19 protein-coding genes are annotated in these 19,119 nt (G+C 71.2%); 8 read left to right on the forward strand and 11 right to left on the reverse strand.

What is annotated here, in order from left to right; translation table 11 throughout:
* Positions 1-61 precede the first annotated feature (61 nt).
* From H563_RS0111750 to H563_RS16425, 3 genes are read left to right on the forward strand one after another with little or no spacing between them, the layout of a single operon-like run.
* Positions 62-1,024, forward strand: a complete 963-nt coding sequence (locus H563_RS0111750) for a carbohydrate ABC transporter permease (RefSeq protein ID WP_022882802.1) — start codon at positions 62-64, stop codon at positions 1,022-1,024.
* The gene (locus H563_RS0111755; RefSeq protein WP_022882803.1) at positions 1,024-1,896 is read left to right on the forward strand and encodes a carbohydrate ABC transporter permease; all 873 of its coding nucleotides are present in this window, start codon (positions 1,024-1,026) and stop codon (positions 1,894-1,896) included. The genes H563_RS0111750 and H563_RS0111755 overlap by 1 nt, the downstream gene beginning before the upstream one ends.
* A 3-nt stretch (positions 1,897-1,899) precedes the next feature.
* Positions 1,900-2,586 carry a DUF624 domain-containing protein gene (locus H563_RS16425; protein ID WP_022882804.1) on the forward strand — a complete coding sequence of 229 codons (687 nt, stop codon included), beginning with the start codon at positions 1,900-1,902 and terminating at the stop codon, positions 2,584-2,586.
* 19 nt (positions 2,587-2,605) lie between these two features.
* Here H563_RS16425 and H563_RS0111765 read toward each other — a convergent pair whose 3' ends face one another.
* From H563_RS0111765 to H563_RS0111790, 6 genes are all read right to left on the reverse strand, one after another.
* Complete coding sequence (locus H563_RS0111765; protein WP_022882805.1) at positions 2,606-3,646, reverse strand: LacI family DNA-binding transcriptional regulator; 1,041 nt, start codon at positions 3,644-3,646, stop codon at positions 2,606-2,608.
* Between the two features lie 38 nt (positions 3,647-3,684).
* Positions 3,685-4,365, reverse strand: coding sequence for a DUF624 domain-containing protein (locus H563_RS17450; protein ID WP_022882806.1), 681 nt, complete (start codon positions 4,363-4,365; stop codon positions 3,685-3,687).
* A 3-nt stretch (positions 4,366-4,368) separates the two neighbouring features.
* Positions 4,369-6,015 carry an ABC transporter substrate-binding protein gene (locus H563_RS0111775; protein ID WP_022882807.1) on the reverse strand — a complete coding sequence of 549 codons (1,647 nt, stop codon included), beginning with the start codon at positions 6,013-6,015 and terminating at the stop codon, positions 4,369-4,371.
* Between the two features lie 82 nt (positions 6,016-6,097).
* On the reverse strand, positions 6,098-7,066 hold the full coding sequence (locus H563_RS0111780; RefSeq protein WP_022882808.1) for a carbohydrate ABC transporter permease: 969 nt from the start codon (positions 7,064-7,066) through the stop codon (positions 6,098-6,100).
* Positions 7,060-8,004 carry an ABC transporter permease gene (locus H563_RS0111785; protein WP_022882809.1) on the reverse strand — a complete coding sequence of 315 codons (945 nt, stop codon included), beginning with the start codon at positions 8,002-8,004 and terminating at the stop codon, positions 7,060-7,062. The genes H563_RS0111780 and H563_RS0111785 overlap by 7 nt, the downstream gene beginning before the upstream one ends.
* A gap of 212 nt (positions 8,005-8,216) precedes the next feature.
* Positions 8,217-9,233, reverse strand: coding sequence for a LacI family DNA-binding transcriptional regulator (locus tag H563_RS0111790; protein ID WP_027479386.1), 1,017 nt, complete (start codon positions 9,231-9,233; stop codon positions 8,217-8,219).
* Between the two features lie 158 nt (positions 9,234-9,391).
* Here H563_RS0111790 and H563_RS0111795 point away from each other — a divergent pair, with 158 nt between their 5' ends.
* Genes H563_RS0111795 through H563_RS0111810 form a run of 4 tightly spaced genes read left to right on the forward strand, consistent with a single transcriptional unit; the run spans position 9,392 to position 13,144 of the window.
* Positions 9,392-10,369 carry a DUF6807 domain-containing protein gene (locus tag H563_RS0111795; RefSeq protein WP_022882811.1) on the forward strand — a complete coding sequence of 326 codons (978 nt, stop codon included), beginning with the start codon at positions 9,392-9,394 and terminating at the stop codon, positions 10,367-10,369.
* Positions 10,366-11,472: a Gfo/Idh/MocA family protein gene (locus H563_RS0111800; protein ID WP_022882812.1), complete on the forward strand. Its 1,107-nt coding sequence runs from the start codon at positions 10,366-10,368 to the stop codon at positions 11,470-11,472. Before H563_RS0111795 ends, H563_RS0111800 begins: the two co-directional genes overlap by 4 nt.
* Positions 11,469-12,389, forward strand: a complete 921-nt coding sequence (locus H563_RS16435) for an endo-1,4-beta-xylanase (RefSeq protein ID WP_162138949.1) — start codon at positions 11,469-11,471, stop codon at positions 12,387-12,389. Before H563_RS0111800 ends, H563_RS16435 begins: the two co-directional genes overlap by 4 nt.
* The gene (locus H563_RS0111810) at positions 12,386-13,144 is read left to right on the forward strand and encodes a cupin domain-containing protein (RefSeq protein WP_022882814.1); all 759 of its coding nucleotides are present in this window, start codon (positions 12,386-12,388) and stop codon (positions 13,142-13,144) included. The genes H563_RS16435 and H563_RS0111810 overlap by 4 nt, the downstream gene beginning before the upstream one ends.
* Before the next feature lies 1 nt (position 13,145).
* Here the strand turns inward: H563_RS0111810 and H563_RS0111815 are convergent, their stop codons facing one another.
* From H563_RS0111815 to H563_RS0111830, 4 genes are read right to left on the reverse strand one after another with little or no spacing between them, the layout of a single operon-like run.
* Positions 13,146-13,661 carry a mycothiol transferase gene (locus H563_RS0111815; protein ID WP_027479388.1) on the reverse strand — a complete coding sequence of 172 codons (516 nt, stop codon included), beginning with the start codon at positions 13,659-13,661 and terminating at the stop codon, positions 13,146-13,148.
* A gap of 57 nt (positions 13,662-13,718) precedes the next feature.
* Positions 13,719-14,468, reverse strand: a complete 750-nt coding sequence (locus H563_RS0111820; RefSeq protein ID WP_022882816.1) for a dienelactone hydrolase family protein — start codon at positions 14,466-14,468, stop codon at positions 13,719-13,721.
* A 60-nt stretch (positions 14,469-14,528) separates the two neighbouring features.
* The gene (locus H563_RS0111825) at positions 14,529-15,695 is read right to left on the reverse strand and encodes a cystathionine gamma-synthase (RefSeq protein ID WP_022882817.1); all 1,167 of its coding nucleotides are present in this window, start codon (positions 15,693-15,695) and stop codon (positions 14,529-14,531) included.
* An 11-nt stretch (positions 15,696-15,706) separates the two neighbouring features.
* Positions 15,707-17,071, reverse strand: coding sequence for a cystathionine beta-synthase (locus H563_RS0111830; protein WP_022882818.1), 1,365 nt, complete (start codon positions 17,069-17,071; stop codon positions 15,707-15,709).
* Positions 17,072-17,238: 167 nt separating this feature from the next.
* On the opposite strand from H563_RS0111830, the gene H563_RS16440 reads away from it, so the two are divergent.
* Complete coding sequence (locus tag H563_RS16440; RefSeq protein WP_022882819.1) at positions 17,239-17,898, forward strand: metal-dependent transcriptional regulator; 660 nt, start codon at positions 17,239-17,241, stop codon at positions 17,896-17,898.
* Here the strand turns inward: H563_RS16440 and H563_RS16445 are convergent.
* A complete protein-coding gene (locus tag H563_RS16445) occupies positions 17,849-19,117 on the reverse strand; it encodes an Nramp family divalent metal transporter (RefSeq protein ID WP_022882820.1) in 1,269 nt (422 codons plus the stop codon). The genes H563_RS16440 and H563_RS16445 overlap by 50 nt on opposite strands.
* Positions 19,118-19,119: the final 2 nt, after the last annotated feature.

A 19,119-nucleotide genomic window follows, 5' to 3' on the forward strand; every position in this document is an offset into this window, starting at 1 on the left:
TGCGGTGCGCGTCCGCAGGGGCGCGCACCGCACCACCGCTCGAAGTACAGGGAAGTACGACATGACCTCACTCGCCGAGCCCGGCACCCGGGCAGCCGAGCCCGCGGGCGCACCGCCCGACCGGCACCGCAACGGGCAACGGATGCGCCGCGGCGCGCTGCGCCGCCGATCGACCCTCGTGGGGTGGAGCTTCATCCTGCCGAACTTCCTCGGCTTCGCCCTGTTCACGCTGGTCCCGGTGGTCGCGGCGTTCCTGCTCTCCTTCATGAACTGGGACGCCTACAACCCGCCGACGTGGGCGGGCGTGCACAACTTCGTGCGCATGCTGAACGACCAGAGCTTCTGGGTGGCGCTCGAGAACACGGCGCTGTACGCGCTCGGCCACGTGCCGATCACCCTCGCGCTCTCTCTGCTGCTCGCGCTGCTGCTGAACAAGAAGCTCAAGGGCATCGCGTTCTTCCGCGTCGCCATCTTCTTCCCCTACATCAGCTCGCTGGTCGCCGTCGCGATCGTGTGGAACCTGCTGTTCAACCCGTCGAGCGGCCCGATCAACCAGTTCCTGCACCTGATCGGCATCACCAACCCGCCGGGCTGGACGGCGAGCACGACCTGGGCCCTGCCGGCCGTGATCATCACGAGCGTGTGGAAGGACATGGGCTACTACATGGTGCTGTTCCTCGCCGGCCTGCAGGCGATCCCGCAGGAGTACTACGAGGCGGCATCCGTCGACGGCGCGAACGGCTGGCAGAAGTTCTGGAACGTGACCGTGCCGTCGCTTAGGCCCACCACCTTCTTCGTGCTGGTCATGCTCAGCATCTCGAGCTTCAAGGTCTTCGACCTGATCTTCGTCATGACGGGCGGCGGCCCCGGCCGGGCCACCCTGGTGCTGTCCCAGCTGATCTACCAGGACGGCATCCTGAACGGGCAGTTCGGCTACGCCTCGGCGATCTCGCTCGCCCTGTTCCTGATCGTGCTCGTGATCACCGTGTTCCAGTTCCGGCTGCAGCAGCGGAGGGAGAACTGATGGCCGTGACATCCGCCGCTCCCGTGCGCGCGTCGCTGCGCGCGCGCCGCGCCCGCGACCGCGTGGGCAAAGCCGTGCTCTACGTGCTGCTCGCCGCCCTGCTCATCGTGGTGCTGCTGCCGTTCCTGTGGATGCTGTCGTCGTCGCTGAAGGACAACGTCGACGTGCTCACGGTGCCGGTGCAGTGGATCCCGAAGGACTGGGTGTGGACCAACTACCGCGACATCTGGTCGCGGATCCCGCTGGCGGGATACATCTCCAACTCGGCCATCCTCGCCGTGACGATCACGTTCCTGCAGGTGCTCACGGGCAGCTTCGCCGCCTACGGCTTCTCGAAGGTGCGCTTCCCCGGCCGTGACGCCCTGTTCCTGGCCTACATCGCGACCATCGCGGTGCCGTGGCAGGCGTACATGATCCCGCAGTACGTGATGATGCAGCACGCGCACCTGACCAACACCTTCTGGTCGCTCATCCTGCTGCAGGCGTTCGGCGCGTTCGGCGTGTTCCTGATGCGCCAGTACTACATGACGATCCCCGACGAGCTGACCGAGGCGGCGCGCATCGACGGGCTGAACGACTACGGCATCTGGGCGCGCATCGTGCTGCCGTTGTCGAAGCCGGCGCTGGCGAGCCTCGCCCTGCTCACCTTCGTGAACACGTGGAACGACTACATGGGGCCGTTCATCTACCTGTCCAGCAACAACCTGTGGACGGTGCAGCTCGGCCTGCGGCAGTTCATCGGGCAGTACGAGGCCGACTACGCCATGATCATGACCGGCTCCGTCATCTCGATCCTGCCGATCCTGGTGATCTTCCTCGCCGGCCAGCGCTACTTCATCGCCGGCATCGCGACCAGCGGACTGAAGGGCTGAGAGATGGCGCGCTTCCAGCTGCCTGCCGTCGGCCAGGGCGTGTTCGACTCCGTGTTCGGCTACGTGTACACGGGCCTCGCGGTGAACCTGAGCCTGGTCGCCGCCAACTTCCCGCTCGCCGCGGCGCTGGTGCTGGTGCGCGACCCGCTCGCGGCGTGGCCGTTCCTCCTGCTGCTCTCGCTCACCGTCGCCCCGTCGCTCGCCGCCGCGTTCGCCGCGTTCCGCGCGCTGGCCGACGGCGGCACGGCGCCGTTCGGCGCGTTCTGGCGCGGCTGGCTGCGCACCCTGCGCCCGGCGTTCCTCGTCGGGCTCGGCGTCGGGGCGCTGGCCCTCGTGATCGGCCTCGACCTCGCGACCACGGCCGGCACCCCCGTCGGGGCGCTGCTGGCTCCCGTGCTGCTCGTCGTGCTGGCGGTCGTGTGCGCGGCCGCCGCGATCACGCTGGCGGTGGTCTGCGAGCGCGTCGCCGAGGGCACGGATGCCTCGCTCGGCGCCGCCGCGAAGGCATCCGTCTATCTCGCCGTGCGCCACGCGCCTCTCTCGGCGCTCACCCTCGTGGTGCTGGGCGCCGCCGCGGCCGCGGTGCTCGCCCAGCCGGTGTTCGGCGCGCTGCTGGCGGTGAGCCCACTGCTGTACCTGGCGTGGGCGAACTCCCGCTACGCGCTGCTGCGCGTGCGCAGCGCCGCCTGACCCGCCGGACCGGCGCCCGTCAGAGACGCGGCGGCGTGCTCGCCCGCAGCACGACGTGGCCCGGCAGCGTCAGCGCGGTCGGCGACGCCCCGTCGCCGGTGAGGATCAGGTCGACGGCGGCGACCCCGCCCTGGTCGAGCGGCAGCCGCACGGTGGTGAGCCCGGGCGTGACGTCGCGCAGCGTGGCGATGTCGTCGAAGCCGGCGACCGCGACGTCGGCCCCCGGCTCCAGGCCCTCGTCGCGCAGCCTGGCCATCGCGCCGACCGCCATCACGTCGTTGGCCGCGAAGATCAGCTCGGGCCGCTCGCCGTGCTCGAGCGCGTCACCCGCCGCCGCGTAGCCGCCGTCGCGGGTGAACGCGCCGCGCACGACCCGGGCCGCGTCGGCGGGCAGGCCGGCGTCGGCGATGCCGGCGAGGAATCCCTCGGTGCGCTCGGTCGCCGTCACGAGCGTCTCGGGCCCGGCGAGCACGCAGAACCGCCGGTAGCCGAGCTCGGCGAGCCGCGTCGCGAGCTCGCGCGCGCCCGCCCGGTTCTCGAAGCTGACGGTGTCGAAGGCCAGGCCCTGCTGCGACACGAGGGCGACGCGCCCGCCGTCCTCGGCGAACTCGGCGAGCTGCCGCTCGAGCCGTCGGGTGACGGCCGCGTCGGCGACCCGGCTGCCGACGAGCACGAGGCCGCGCGGCTTCTGGCCGCGCAGGGCGCCCACGAGCTGCGCCTCCTTCGCGGCGTCGCGGCCGCTGACCGCGATCGTGGCGACCAGCCCGGCCGATTCGGCCGCGCGGAAGACGCCGCCGGCCACGCCGGCGAAGTACGGGTCTGTGATGTCGGAGACGATGATGCCGATCGCGTTGGTGCGCCCCCTGGCCACCGCCTGCGCCGACAGGTTGGGGGCGTAGTTGAGCCGGGCGGCCGCCTCGAGCACCCGCGCCCGGTACTCGTCTTTGACGCGGCGGGCGCTGCCGTTGAGCGAACGCGAGGCGGTGGCGAGGGACACGCCCGCCTCGCGGGCCACGTCGTGCAGGGTCGGCGCCGATCTGCGCCCCTGCTGCTCGCCCATCCGGCCTCCCGTCGCCTCCCGTCGCGCCCGGTGGAAGCCTATTGCGCGGCCGGGGCGCCGTCCGTGAACTGCGCGTCGACGAGCGCGAACGCGCTGCGCGCGTTGGCGACGGCGCCGAGGGCGAACAGCCCGGCGAGCAGACCCGCCGCCCACTCCCCGGTCAGGTACACGAGCCCGCCCGCGACGAGCAGCAGCGCGGCGTTCGCGAGGGTGAGCAGCGGGCGGCGCACCAGCAGGTACGCGGCCAGCCTGGCCACGTCCCGGGTGCGGAACTCGTACCGGCTCACCACGAGCAGGGAGTCGGCGAGCCACAGAGCGGCGACGGATGCCACGATCCCGATGACGACCCGAAGCACGGGAGTCGCGGCATCCGTCGCCGTCAGATCCCACCCGGCGAGCGCGAGCAGGATCGACGTCGGCACCCACAGCGCCGACGCCTGGCGCCAGCCCAGCCGCCATCCGCGCCAGAACACCCGGACCGGCTCGAAGGAGCGGTCGCGGAGGAAGGCGTGCATGGCGAACAGCAGCGCCACCCAGGCCGGCCCGATGCTGAACCCCGTCACAAGCAGCACGGGCGGCCAGGGGATGAGGAAGACGGCGGCGATGAACGGCAGGCACGCAGCGAGGAAGCAGGCGGTCGGCGCCGCGATCCCGTAGACCGCGAGGCAGATCCGGTAGAGCGGGCCGTCCGCGAAGTCCCTGCTGCGTGCCTGCGTCATGGCTCAGGCCTTCTTCTTGGCGGCCTGGTACGCCTTGTTGGCGTCGTCGACGTACGACTTCAGGCCCTTGTCGTTCAGCTCCTTGACGTAGTCGTCCCAGTCGTCGAGCGAGCGCTTGCCGAGGATGAAGTTCAGCGTCGCGGTGTTGGTCGCGTCGATGATCGGCGTCTGCTTGAGCGTCGCCTGCTGGCGCTCGGCGGCCGTGTACGGCACGGCCGGTGCCGGCGGGATCTGCTTGTAGCTCGCCATGACCTTCTGCCAGGCCAGCTCCTCGTCGGTCATGGTCGACTGCACGATCGCGGTCGTGCCGCCGTACGTGAAGTTGCCGCAGCTGAAGCCCAGGTCCTCGCGGATGTCGATCTTGCCGTGCGGGGTGGTGAAGCCGTAGTCCTTCAGGTTGTAGCCGTCGATGAGCTGGTACTTGCCGTCCTTCTTCTCCCAGGTCTTGCCCTCGGGGCCCCACTTGACGAACTCCTGCGCCTTGTCGGAGTACCACTGCCAGTCGACGTACTGCAGCAGCGCCTCGAAGTCGTCCTGCTTGGCGGCCGACGAGGAGAGCATGATGCCGTTCTCGAGCCGCGAGCCGGCGAGCACCTTGCCGAGGGGGCCGGCCGGCACGGGGATCTTCGCGATCGCGTACTTGCCCTTGCCGATGTTCTGGTCCATCGCGGTGCGGTAGAGCTGCAGCGTCTGGGCGTTGGTCGAGATGACGTAGGTCTTGCCGGTCTGGAAGTTCGCCTGCGCCTGGTCGTCGGTCTGGGTGAAGCTCTCCGGGTCCATCAGGCCGTCGCTGACGAGCCCGGCGAAGTACGTGACGAGCTGCTTGTACTGGTCGGTGGTCGGCGTGTAGTAGAACTCGTCCTTGTCCTGGTCGAACATGAGCCCGTTGCTGATGCCCCAGTTCGCGCCGGCCATGGTGCCGAAGGTGGCGGCGGCCACGTTCAACACGCACGCGCCGAGCCAGCGATCCGAGAACGGCGCGATGCTGCTCGGGTGCGCCTCCCTGATCTTCTCCAGCGCGCTGCGCACCTCGTCCCAGGTCTGCGGCACGGCGATGCCGAGCTCGTCGAGCACATCGGTGCGGAACGCGAGCGTGTAGTCCGGGCTCAGCGTTTCGTGCAGTCCGGGCAGCACGTAGAACTTGCCGTCGGCCTGACGGATGGTGTCGAGGTCGGCGTCCAGGTTCCAGTCCTTCACCTTCTTGGTGAAGTTGGGCATGTACTTCGTGTAGTCGCTGACGGCGAGGATCGCACCGCCGCCGACGAACTGCTGCTCCTCGCCGGGGTAGGTCTTCGCGAGGATCGTGGGCGCCTTGCCCGAGTTGATCAGCAGCGCCCGCTTGTCCGAGTAGTCGTCGTAGGGCACGATCGTGAGGTCGAGATCGACGTTGGTCATCTTCTTGATGTCCTTGAAGATCTCCCAGCTCTTCTTGTACGGGTACGCGGGGTTGTCCTGGAAGAGCATGGTGAAGGTGAGCGGCTTCGTCGCCTTGAACTGGGTGCCCGCCGTGTAGTCCTTCATCGCGCCGACGGTCTTGCCTGCGACGTCGCCCGTCGACGCGGCGCCCGACGAGCAGCCGGCGAGCAGGCCGGCCGCGGCGCCGGCCAGGCCCATGACGAGCACGTCGCGGCGGCTGAGTGTGATTGCCATTTCTGCGTGACCTCCATTGGTTGCGTGTGCAGAGTGGGTGTGGGGTGTGAGACGTGGTGAGAGCGGATGCCCGGCGCGTCGGTCACTGTTTGACCGAGCCGAGCATCACGCCGGAGACGAAGTAGCGCTGGACGAACGGGTACACGACGAGGATCGGCAGCATCGTGAGCACCATCGCGACGGCCTTGATGTTGGCCGAGATGGCGGTCAGGTCGCTCGCGGCGTTGGCGCCGGAGGTCTGCGCGCTGCTCGCCCCGGTGATCAGGTTGCGCAGGTAGATGGTGACCGGGAACATGCTCGACTTGTCGAGGTACAGGAAGGCCTGGAACCAGGAGTTCCAGTTGGCCACCGCGTAGAAGAGGATCATCGTGGCGATGACCGCCTTCGACAGCGGCAGCACCACGCGCCAGAGCGTGCCGTAGGTGTCCAGTCCGTCCAGCGCCGCGGCCTCCTCGAGCTCGCGCGGCATGTTCTCGAAGAACGACTTCATCACGAGCAGGTTGAAGACGCTGATCGCGTTCGGCAGCACGATCGCCCAGATCGTGTCGGTGAGGCCGAGGCCGCTGACCAGCACGTACTGCGGGATGAGGCCGCCGGAGTAGAACATCGTGATCAGCGCGACCCAGACGAAGAAGGTGCGGCCCTTCAGCTCCTTGCGCGACAGCGCGTACGCGTAGATCGTCGACAGGAACATCGAGATCGCGGTGGCGACCACGGTGTACACGACGGTGTTCTTGTAGTCGATCCAGAAGGCGGGGTCCCCGGCGACGACCTTGTAGGTGTCGATGTTGAAACCGCGCGGCCAGACGAAGACCTGGCCGAAGTCGATGTACTTCTCGCTGCTGAACGACTGCGCCGCGACGTTGATGACGGGGTACAGGGTCACCGCGACGGCGAGCAGCAGGACGATGACGTTGAACACCCCGAAGATCCGCTCGCCGCGGGTGCGGGCGAGCGACCCGCCCTTCTTGCGCGTCTTCGCGAGGTCGGGCGAGGCCTCGAGCGATGCGACCTGGCCCGGCTCGAGGGCCGACGGTGCCGGAATCACCACAGCGAACTCCCCACGACGCGCTTGGAGACGAGGTTGGCGCCGACCACGAGGATGACGCCGATGAGGGCTTCGAACATGCCGATCGCCGCGGCGTAGCTGAAGCTGCCGGCCTGGATGCCGACGCGGTACAGGTAGGTCGAGATGACGTCGGCGGTCGAGTAGGTGACCGGGTTGTACAGCAGCAGGATCTTCTCGAACCCGACGGCCATGAAGGTGCCGATGTTGAGGATCAGCAGCGTCATGACGGTGGGCAGGATGCCGGGCAGCGTCACGTGCCAGGTCTGCTGCCACCGGTTGGCCCCGTCGATGCGCGCGGCCTCGTAGAGGTTCTCGTCGATGGTGGTGAGCGCGGCGAGGTACAGGATCGTGCCCCAGCCGGCGGTCTGCCAGATCTCGCTGCCGACGTAGATCGCGGGGAACCACCCGGGCTCCTGCATGAAGGAGATCTTCTGCAGCCCGACCGCTGAGAGCAGCTCGTTGATCGAGCCGTGCAGCGAGGTGAGCTGGAACACCATGCCTGCCACGATCACGACCGACAGGAAGTGCGGCAGATACGTCGTCGTCTGCACGAAGCGCTTGAACCAGCGCGTGCGCAGTTCGTTCATCAGCAGAGCCAGCACGAGGGGCACCGGGAAGCCGAAGACGAGTGTCAGCCCGCCGAGCATCACGGTGTTGCGGAACACCGTCCAGAAGTTCGGATCGGTGAGGAACAGCGTGAAGTTCTGGAAGCCCACCCAGCTCTCGCCGAAGATGCTGCCGCCCGGAATGTACTGGCGGAACGCGATGACGTTGCCGATCATCGGCACGTACCGGAACACCAGGAAGTAGATCAGCGGCAGCACCAGCAGCGAGTACAACTGCCAGTGGCGAAGCACGCTCTTGCCGCGCCTGCGCGGGGGCGTTCCGACCCCCTCCGGCTTCGCCGCAACCGTCGTCATTCGTACCGTCCTTCGTGGAGCAGCGGCGCACCTCGGAAGGGGGGCTACCGCGTCGTAGCATCCGGCCGTCAACGTTGCGAAAACGTTTCGCACATTGATCGAAAGCGAAGCTAGCCCATCCCTCGAAACGGTGTCAACGGTTTCGGGCGAGCGCTTTCCGAGACGCACGGATGCCGGGAGCCGGCGGCCCCCCGTCGCGCGGCTGCCGCGGCTCAGCGCCCGGCGGGGGCGACCGCGCTGCGGCGCTCCACGAGGCGGGTGGCGAGCTCGAAGCGGCGCCCCAGCTGCGCGCCCGGGTTCACCGCGAGCTCCTGCACCAGCCGGATCGCCTCGGCGGCCATCTCGCCCAGCGGCTGATGGACGGTGGTGAGGGCGGGCGACAGATAGCGCGACAGCACCGTGTCGTCGAAGCCGATCACCGACAGCTCGCTCGGGATGCGGATGTCGCGCTCCCGGGCCGCCTCATAGAGCCCGGCGGCCTGCTGGTCGGAACTCGAGAAGATCGCGGTCGGCCGCCGCTTCAGGTCGAGCAGCTTGCCGGCTGCCTCGTGGCCCCCGGTGATGCGGAACTCCGCCTCCACGACGAGCTCGGGGTCGTACGCGATGCCGGCGCGTCGCAGCGCCGCCGCGTAGCCCTCGAGCCGCTGCAGGGCGGCGGGCAGCCGAGTGGGCCCGGCGATCAGCCCGATGCGCCGGTGACCGAGCTCGATCAGGCGGTTCGTGGCTTCGAATCCGCCGGCCCAGTTGGTCGCGCCGATGGTCGCGAAGTTCGGATCGGCGCGCCCGTCTGGGTCGATCAGCACGACGGGCACGCGCAGCTCGGCGAGCGCGGCGGTGCTGTCGCCACCGAGGCTGGGCAGCACCGCGATCACGCCGTCGGAGCGCCGGGCGGTCACGGCGTCCAGCCAGCGGCGCAGCTCGAAGGTCTCGTGCACGGACGAGGTGACGACGACCGCCGACCCGCGGTGCGCGGCCGCCGACTCGGCGCCGCGGATGATCTCCAGCGCCCACGGCGAGTCGACGCCCTCGATGAGCAGGTCGATCACCCCGGTCAGATCCCTCGACGGCGGCTTGCGCCCGGCGTAGCCGGTGCTCGAGACGGCCTCGAAGACCCGCTGCCGGGTCGCCTCGGAGACGTCGGCCCGGCCGTTCAGCACCTTCGAAACGGTCGGCACCGACACACCGGCCGCCGCCGCCACCTCGGCCATCGTGCCGCGCGTCGCCGCCATGGAGTTCCTCCTGTCCGAAGGTTTCGCCGCCGCCTCATCTTCTTGACGGCCTGAGCCGCCCGTCACTAGGCTCGCCAGCGATAAAGCTATCGAAAAAGTTTCGAATAGCACACCACTCCGCCGACGATCAACGACGATTCGCGAAGGATCTTCCCGCAGTGACCGCATCGCAGTCCACACCCCTCTCCCTCGTCCACGAGATCGGCTCGCAGGTGCGGCTCTCCGCTGCCGACGTCGAGTTGTTCCGCTACGTGTACCGGCCCACCGAGGCGCAGTTCGAGTCGCCGCGCCCCTACGTCCACCCCGTGCGCACGCCCGGCGGACGCCTGGTCACCGTCTTCCGCCCCCACGACCACGTCTGGCACAAGGGCATCACGCTCTCGCTGCCCAACTTCGGGCCCGACAACTTCTGGGGCGGCCCCACCTACACGCGCGCGGTCGGCGGCTACTCGAACCTCGGCAACAACGGGTCGATGGACCACGCCGAGGTGCTCGCCGCCGAGGTCGAGGGCGAGCGGGCGACCTTCACGCACCGGCTCGTGTGGCACCGCGAGCCCCGCGCCGGCGAGGCCGAGGGGTCGGCGGTGGTCGAGGAGGTGCGCACCCTGCGGGCGGTCCTGGCGCCCGCCGCCGAGGCGTGGGTGCTCGGCTGGACGAGCGAGCTCACCAACATCAGCGGCGAGACCATCGCCATCGGCTCGCCGACCACCGAGGGTCGCGAGAACGCGGGCTACGGCGGCGTCTTCTGGCGTGGCCCCCGCTCCTTCACGGGCGGCTACATGGTCGGCGCGAACGGCGTCGAGGGCGAGGAGCTGCGCGGCACCGAGGCGCCGTGGGCGGGCTTCAGCGGCAAGCACGACGAGGTCGACGGCGCGTCGACGGTCGTGTTCGTCGACTTCGGCCACGGCGGCGCACTGCCGACCAAGTGGTTCGCCCGCTCCGATCCGTTCGCCTGCCTCAACCCGGCGCCGTTCTTCGACACGGTGCACGAGTTCGCGCCGGGAGCGACGATCACCCTCGACCACGCCGTCGCGATCGCCGACGGGCCGAGCGATGCCGAGCGGATGGCGCGGCTGGCCGACGCGGCGAGCGCGGCGCTCGCCCCCGCCGGTGCCCCCGCGGGAGGCATCCGATGACCGGCCCCGTCCGCGTCGGCATCGTCGGCACCGGCGGCATCGCGCAGGTGCACGCCCGGGCCCTGAACTCCCTCGGCGACCGGGTCGTGATCGCGGGCGCGTGCGACATCGACGAGTCGCGGGTGCGCGCGTTCCAGCAGGAGTGGGGCGTGGAAGAGGGTTTCGGCGGCATCGAGGAGCTGCTCGACGGCGTCGAGCTCGACCTCGTGCACCTGTGCTCGCCGCCCGGCCTGCACAAAGAGCAGGCGCTCGCGGCGCTCGGGCGCGGCGTGCACGTGCTGAGCGAGAAGCCGCCGGCCCTGTCGCTGGCCGAGCTCGACGAGATCGACGCCGCGCAGCGCGCGTCGGGGGCGTACTTCGCGACCGTCTCGCAGCACCGCTTCGGCGGCCGCGCCGAGTGGCTGCGCGCCCGCATCGCCGACGGGTCGCTGGGCCGCCCGCTCACCGCCGTGTGCAACACGCTGTGGTACCGGCCCGACTCGTACTTCGAGGTGCCGTGGCGCGGCAACTGGCAGATCGAGGGCGGCGGGCCGACCATGGGCCACGGCATCCACCAGATGGACACCATGCTGTCGATCCTCGGGCCCTGGAGCGAGGTCGTCGCCGCGGCCGCCCGCAATGCCCGGCCGGTGCTGACCGAAGACCTCTCGCACGCGATCGTCACCCTCGAGAACGGCGTGCTGGTGAGCGTGGTGAACAGCCTGCTCTCACCCAAGGAGACGAGCTACCTGCGCTTCGACTTCGAGTTCGCGACCGTCGAGCTCGAGCACCTCTACGGCTACTCCGACGACAACTGGTCGATCACCCCGGCGCCGGGGCACGAGGACGACGTGGCGGCCGCGTGGTCCCTCGGCCCGCACGGGCGCGGCTCCGGGCACGGCGCACAGTTCGCCGCCGTGCTCGACGCGCTCGAGGCCGGCCGCCCGCTGCCCGTCGAGCTGCCGTCGGCGCGCAGCACCCTGGAGCTGATCGCGGGCATCTACGCCTCGGCGTTCACCGGAGCGCGCGTGCGCCCCGGCGACATCGGCCCCGACTCGCCGTTCTACGCGAGCATGGAGGGCAGCGGCGCGCCATGGGGCGAGCGCGTCGCGCACCCGGCATGAGCGGGCCCCTGCTCGGCACCGCGGTGCACGGCCGCGCCCTGCGCGAGGACGCGCAGTACCGCCGCATCGTCGAGCGCGACTTCGACGTGGTCACGCCCGAGAACGCCATGAAGCCGGCACACGTGCAGCCCGAGCCCGGCCGCTTCGACTTCGCCGGCGCCGACGAGCTCGTCGACTTCGCCGAGCAGACCGGCAAGCGGGTGCGCGGCCACACCCTGGTCTGGCACAACCAGACGCCCGACTGGATGACGGATGGCGGCCCTGAGGCGGCCCGCGCGCACCTCGTCGCCCACATCGAGGCGGTCGTCGGCCGCTACCGCGGGCGCATCTGGCACTGGGACGTCGTGAACGAGGCGCTCGCCGACGACGGCACCCTGCGCGACAGCCCCTGGCTGCGCGCGCTCGGCCCCGACTACCTCGCGATCGCGCTCACCGCCGCCCACGCGGCCGATCCGAGCGCGAAGCTGTTCCTCAACGACTACAACGTCGAAGAGGTCTGCACCAAGAGCGACGCCTACTACGAGCTGGCCCGCAGGCTGCTGGCCGACGGGGTGCCGCTGCACGGCTTCGGGGTGCAGGGGCACCGCATCTCGGGCGAGCCGCCCGCGAGCCTGCGCGAGAACCTCGAGCGCTTCGGCGCCCTCGGCCTCGAGGTGGCGGTGACCGAGGCCGACGTGCGCGTGCCGGTGCCGGCCTCGCGCGAGGACGTGGAGGTACAGGCATCCGTCTATCGCCGCATGCTCGACGATGCTCGCGCCGTCGAGGCGTGCACGGCGTTCGTGGTGTGGGGGTTCAGCGACCGCTACTCGTGGATCCCCGAGACCTTCGAGGGGTTCGGGGCGGCGCACGTGATGGACGAGCACTTCCGCGCCAAGCCGGCGTACTCTGCCGTGTTCGGAGAGGAGGACGTGGCATGACGATGACGGATGCCGCGGCGGCGGCGCTCTCGCACGGGCTGCCCGGCGCGGTGGCGGTCTCGCGGCTGCGGGTCTACGACTGGCCGGCCGCCGACGGGCTGGTGGGCGGGTCGCCGCACCTGCACACGACCTCCGCCGAGGGCTACGTCGTGATCGGCGGCAGCGGGGCGGTGCAGACGCTGAGCTCGCAGGGCCTGGCCGAGACCCCGCTCAAGCCGGGCACGGTGCTGTGGTTCACCCCCGGCACGGTGCACCGGCTGGTCAACCGGTCGGGCGACCTCGAGATCGTGACCCTGATGCAGAACGCGGGGCTGCCCGAGGCGGGCGACGCGGTGCTGACCTTCCCCGACGAGGTGCTGCGCGACCCGGCGCGCTACCGCGAGGCGGCGACGCTGCCGGCGGGCGCCGACCAGGCGCAGCTCGAGCAGGCGGCCCGCGCGCGGCGCGATCTCGCCCTCGAGGGCTGGGCGGCGCTGCGCGAGCGGGCCGAGCGCGACCTGCACGGCGCGCTCGCCGGGCTCTATGCCGCAGCGGCCGCGATCGTGGCGCCCAAGGTCGCCGGCTGGCGCGAGCTGTGGCGGCAGGGCCCGCTCGCCCAGGTCGAGGCGACCCGGCTGCAGCTCGACCGGCTGGAGGGCGGCGACGGCGCGACCCTGTGGGGCAGCGGCGTCGCGGTGCGGCAGCCCGAGCCCGGCCCCGAGCGCTGGGGCATGTGCGGCCGGCTCACGGTCTGGAACGCGGGGCCCGCGCACTGACTCACGTCACGCCGGCGCGCGCCGCGATGCCCTTCACGAACGCCGCCTGGCCGGCGTGCTGCAGGTCGTCGCCGATCACGGAGATCAGCCGCACGCCGAGCGTGACGGGCGGGTCCCACGAGGTGTCGACGATGCGGTCGAGGTCATCGCCCGACACCGTCTGCAGGTAGGCGACGGATGCGTCGTGCACGGCGTCGTGGTACCCGATCAGCTCCTCTGCCGGCGCCCGCACGGCGGCCACCTGGGTGCTGGTGTGCCCGTAGCCGGTCTCGGCCGCGCCGAACGGCAGCCCGAACCGGTCGGCCCAACCGCCCGAGGTCCACACCTGCTCGCGCTCGGCGACATCGGCGACGTGGTCGTCCTGCACGCGGGTCAGGTGCCAGACCAGCCACGCGATCGTGTTGGCCTCGGGGTCGGCGCGGAAGGCGAGCAGTTCGTCGCTCGCGCCTTCCACGACCCGATGGACGGTGCCGCGGATGCGGCCGAACGCATCGATGAGAAGGTCGCGTTGCTCCATGCTCGCGACGGTACCCCCGGCGTCCGACACGCGAAACGGCGCAGCCGGCGACCGCCGCTACGCCTTCGCGACCGCCTCGTCGAAGAACGCCAGCACCCTCTGCCAGGCGTCGGCTGCGGCATCCGCGTCGTACGCGTGCGAGTTCGCGTCGTTGAAGAACGCGTGCCCGGCGCCCTCGTAGACCTTCGCCTCGAAGTCGACGCCGGCCTCCTTCATGCCCCGCTCGACCTCGGGCAGGCCGTCGATCAGGCGCGGATCGTTGCGTCCGTAGAACGCGCGCACCGGGCAGCGGATGCCGGCATAGTCGGTGGACTGCGGCGGAGCGCCGTAGAACGGCGCGGCCGCCTTGATGCGCTCGTCGTTCGCGGCCAGCGCGAACGCGTAGCTGCCGCCGAAGCAGAAGCCGATCACGCCGATGCGACCGTCGACGCCGGGCTGCGGTTCCAGCCAGTCGACGACCTGCTGCAGCGCGCCGACCGCCCACGAGCCGTAACCGGGCTCGTTCACCGGCGCCATCTTCTCCCGCATCAGCGGTTGCAGCCGCGTGCGCTCCTCCTCGTCGGCGCTCTCGCGCAGCCGCTGCAGCTCATCGCCGACCTCGGGGGTGATGCCGCCGTGGCTCAGGATGTCGGGGGCGACCGCCAGGTACCCCTGCGCCGCGAAGCGGTCGGCCACGTCCTTGATGTGGTCGACGAGGCCCCAGATCTCGTGGATCACGATCAGGGCGCCCTTCGGGTCGCCGTCGGGGCGGCTGACATAGCCGCTGAATCCGTCGAAGTCGATCTGCTCGCCGTGTCGTTCGCTCATGTTAACTACTGTTCCCAGGCCTGCCTATGTGCACGCTGGCAGCGCGGCTCACTCCCCGGCTCACGCCCCCGCGAGCGTCGCCTGCAGCGCCTGCTCGACGTCGGCGACGAGGTCGTCCACCGACTCGATGCCGACCGAGAGCCGCACCACGTTCTCCGGCACCGCGAGCGGCGTGCCCTTCACCGAGGCGTGCGTCATCTCGCTCGGGTAGCCGATCAGCGATTCGACGCCGCCGAGCGACTCGGCGAGCTGGAACACGCGCGTCGACTCCGCGAAGCGCCGCGCCGCGGCCTCGCCTCCGGCGAGCGCGACCGAGAGCATGCCGCCGAAGCCGGACATCTGCCGGGCGGCGAGCTCGTGGCCGGGGTGCTCCGGAAGCCCCGGGTAGTACACCCGCTCGACGCCGGGGCGCCCGACGAGGGCCTCGGCCACCGCCTGCGCGTTGGCGCTGTGCCGGCGCATCCGCACCTCAAGGGTCTTGATTCCGCGGGTCGTGAGGAACGCGTCCAGCGGCGCCGACACCGCGCCGACCGCGAACTGCTGGAACGCGATCGCCTCGCCGAGCTCCTCGTGCCCCGCCCCCACGACGACGGCGCCGCCGATCACGTCCGAGTGCCCGCCGAGGTACTTCGTGGTCGAGTGCACGACCAGGTCCGCGCCGAGCGCGAGCGGCTGCTGCAGCGCCGGAGAGGCGAAGGTGTTGTCGACCACGGCGAGCGCCCCCGCCTCGTGCGCCAGCTCGGCCAGCAGCGCCACGTCGCTGATCTTCATCAGCGGGTTGCTCGGCGTCTCGACCCACAGCAGTCGGGTGCTCGGGGTGCGCAGGGCCTCGCGCACGGCATCCGTGTCGGCCAGGTCGACGGTGGTGAGCCTCACGCCCCACTTGCCGTGCACCCGGTCGATCAGGCGGTGCGTTCCGCCGTACGCGTCGTTGCCGAGCACGACGTGGTCGCCGGGTGCGAGCGCGGCGCGCAGCAGCGCGTCCTCGGCGGCGAGGCCCGAGGCGAACGACAGGGCGCGGATGCCTCCCTCCAGCGCCGCGAGCTGCGCCTGCAGCGCGTCGCGCGTGGGGTTCCCGCTGCGGCCGTACTCGTAGCCGCCGCGCAGCCCGCCGATGCCGTCCTGCACGAAGGTCGAGGTGAGGTACACCGGCGGGATGATCGCTCCCGTGGTCGGGTCGAAGGCCTGCCCGGCGTGGATCGCCCGGGTCGCGAATCCGTCAGTCATGTCTTGGGTCCTCACTTGCTCAGGTAGGTCAGCAGGTCGGATCGCGTCAGCACGGTGACCGGCGCCCCCTCGTCGACGATCAGCAGCGCCGGGTCGGCCGCGAGCCGCTCTCGCGCCGCCGACACGGGCTCGTTGATGCCGATCAGCGGCAGCGGCGGCCCGACCAGCTCGGCGATGTGCCGCCCCATCTCGACCTCACCCGTGAAGACCTGCTCCAGCAGGCGGTCCTCGTCGAGCGACCCGGCGACCTCGCCCAGCACGACGGGCGGCTCGGCGGTGAGTACGGGCAGCTGCGAGACGCCGTACTCGGCCATGATCTCGATGGCGTCGTGCACGGTGTCGTGCGGGTGGGCGTGCACGAGGGCGGGCAGGCCGCCCGACTTGACGGCGACGATGTCGCGCACGGTCGCCTGTGCGGGCGCGTCGCTGAACCCGTAGGAGCGCATCCACGCGTCGTTGAAGATCTTGCCGAGGTAGCCGCGCCCGCCGTCCGGCAGCAGCACCACGACGGTGTCGTCGGGGCCGAGGGATGCCGCGGCCTCCAGCGCCGCGACGACCGCCATGCCGCTCGAGCCGCCGACGAGCAGTCCCTCCTCGCGGGCGAGGCGCCGGGTCATCGCGAACGCGTCGGCGTCGGCGACGGCGATCACCCGGTCGACGACGGAGGGGTCGTAGGCGGGCGGCCAGAAGTCCTCGCCGACGCCCTCGACGAGGTACGGCCGGCCGCTGCCGCCGGAGTAGACCGAGCCCACGGGGTCGGCGCCGATGATCGTGACCGCGCCGCCCGACACCTCGCGCAGGTAGCGCCCGGCGCCGCTGATGGTGCCGCCGGTGCCGATCCCGGCGACGAAGTGGGTGACGGTGCCGTCGGTGTCGCGCCAGATCTCGGGACCGGTGGTCTCGTAGTGGCTGCGCGGCCCGTTGGGGTTGGCGTACTGGTTGGGCTTGAACGCGCCGGGGATCTCCTTCACCAGCCGGTCGCTGACGGAGTAGTAGGAGTCGGGGTCGTCGGGGGCGACCGAAGTCGGCGTGACGACGATCTCGGCGCCGTAGGCGGTCAGCACGTTGCGCTTGTCCTCGCCGACCTTGTCCGGCAGCACGAACACGCAGCGGTAGCCGCGCTGCTGGGCGACGAGCGCGAGGCCGACGCCGGTGTTGCCGCTGGTCGGCTCGACGATCGTGCCGCCGGGCTTCAGCAGGCCGTCGCGCTCGGCGGCGTCGATGATCCGCTCCGCGATGCGGTCCTTGGCGCTGCCGCCGGGGTTGAAGTACTCGACCTTCGCCAGCACCGTGGCCGCGATGCCTTCGGTGACCTTGGTCAGGCGGATGAGGGGGGTGTCGCCGATGAGGTCGGTGACGCTGTCATAGACGCGCATGGTTCGATCCTGTTCTGATTCGCGCTGAGTGGCGAGAGCGGATGGCTCGCCGAGGTGTCTGCCGGGGGTGGGCGCTCAGCGACGACAACACGAGAACGAGGGGAACATCGCTCACCAGCGTACCCGTAGACCGCGCAGTGCACCGGGCGGCCTCATAGACTTCCGGCATGCCGCTGTCCGAGCTCTCGAGCACCGTGCAGGACTACCTGAAGGTGATCTGGAGCGCGACCGAGTGGTCGCCGACCCCGGTCACGGTGACCCAGCTGGCCGAGCGGATGGGCGTGCGCAAGGCGACCGTCAGCCTCGGCCTGCGCCGCCTCACCGACGCCGGACTGGTGCGCCACGAGCCGTACGGCGGCATCGAGCTCACCGACGAGGGTCGGCGGCACGCCGTGGGCATGGTGCGCCGGCACCGCATCCTCGAGACGTTCCTGGTCGAGTCTCTCGGCTACGCGTGGGACGAGGTGCACGACGAGGCCGAGAACCTCGAGCACGCCGTCTCCGACACCCTCATCGACCGCATCGACGCGCTGCTCGGGCATCCGTCCCGCGATCCGCACGGCGATCCGATCCCCTCCCGCGAGGGCGAGCCGCACCTGCCCGAGGCGATGCGGCTGACGGATGCCCCGCCCGGCGCCCCGCTCACGGTCGAGCGCATCTCCGACGCCGATCCGGACGTGCTGCGGGAGCTGGCGCGCCGCGGCATCCGCCCCGGCGTCGCCCTCGCGCCCCCGCCCGACCTGCCCCCGGCCGTCGCCGCCGCCATCTGGGTCTCCGCTAGCCCCCGAACGCCCACACCCCCAGCAGCACCCCGTTCAACACGATGACCGCCGCCGCCACCACGGCGGCCGCGACGCGCGTGATCGCTCCGTCCCGCGACTCCCCCATCACCTCCCGCGACCCGGTCAGCCGGATCAGCGGCACGAGCGCGAAGGGGATCCCGACCGAGAGCACCACCTGACTGATCACGAGCGCCCAGGTCGGGTCGACACCGAGGGCGAGCACGACGATCGCCGGAAGGATCGTGATCGCCCGGCGCAGCAGCAGCGGGACGCGCAGCTTGAGCAGACCTCCCATCACGACGGCGCCCGCATACGACCCGACCGACGACGAGGCGAGCCCGGAGGCGAGCAGGCCGACGGCGAACGCGACCCCGATGGCCGGCCCCAGCGCGCCCACGATGGCAGCGTGGGCGCCGGCGATCGTGTCGGTGCCGAGCGCCCCCGCGAGCGAGGTGGCGGCGAGCACCAGCATCGCGACGTTGACGACCCCGGCGATGGCGAGCGCGACCACCACGTCCACCCGGTTCGCGGCGAGCAGCGCCCGCCGGTGCCGCTGCGACTTGTCGGCGCGGTGCCGGTCGCGGGTGAGCGAGGAGTGCAGGTAGATCGCGTGCGGCATGACGGTCGCCCCAAGCATCGACGCGGCGAGCACGACCGAGCCGGCCCCGTCGAAGCGCGGCACCAGGCCGCCGGCCAGCGCGGCCCCGTCGATGGGCGCCGCGGCGGACCCCGCGACGAAGCCGACGGCGATGACCGCCAGCAGCCCCATCACCGCGAACTCGAACCGCCGCTGCCCGCGCGTCTGCAGGGCGAGCAGCGCCATGCCGGCGCATCCGATCACGACGCCGCCGGCCACGAGCGGCACCCCGAACAGCAGGTTCAGCGCGATCGCCCCGCCGACCACCTCGGCGACGTCGGTCGCCGCGGCGACGATCTCGGCCTGCGCCCAGAACGCGAGGCGGGCCGGTCGGCGCATCCGCTCGCCGAGCAGCTCGGGCAGGCTGCGCCCGGTGACGATGCCGAGCTTGGCCGACTGGTACTGGATGAGCATCGCCATCAGGTTCGCGAGCACGAGCACCCACAGCAGCAGGAAGCCGTGGCGGGCGCCCGCGGTGACGTTCGCGGCGACGTTGCCGGGGTCGACGTAGGCGATGGAGGCGACGAAGGCCGGCCCGAGCAGCGCGAGGCGGGCGAGCCGGCGCCCGGCTGGCCGGGCGTCGCGGGCGACGGATGCGTCGTCCCCGCGCTTCGCCCTGACCGCCATCG

It is taken from the genome of Gryllotalpicola ginsengisoli DSM 22003 (genome assembly GCF_000419445.1).
Taxonomy (GTDB): Bacteria; Actinomycetota; Actinomycetes; order Actinomycetales; family Microbacteriaceae; genus Gryllotalpicola; species Gryllotalpicola ginsengisoli.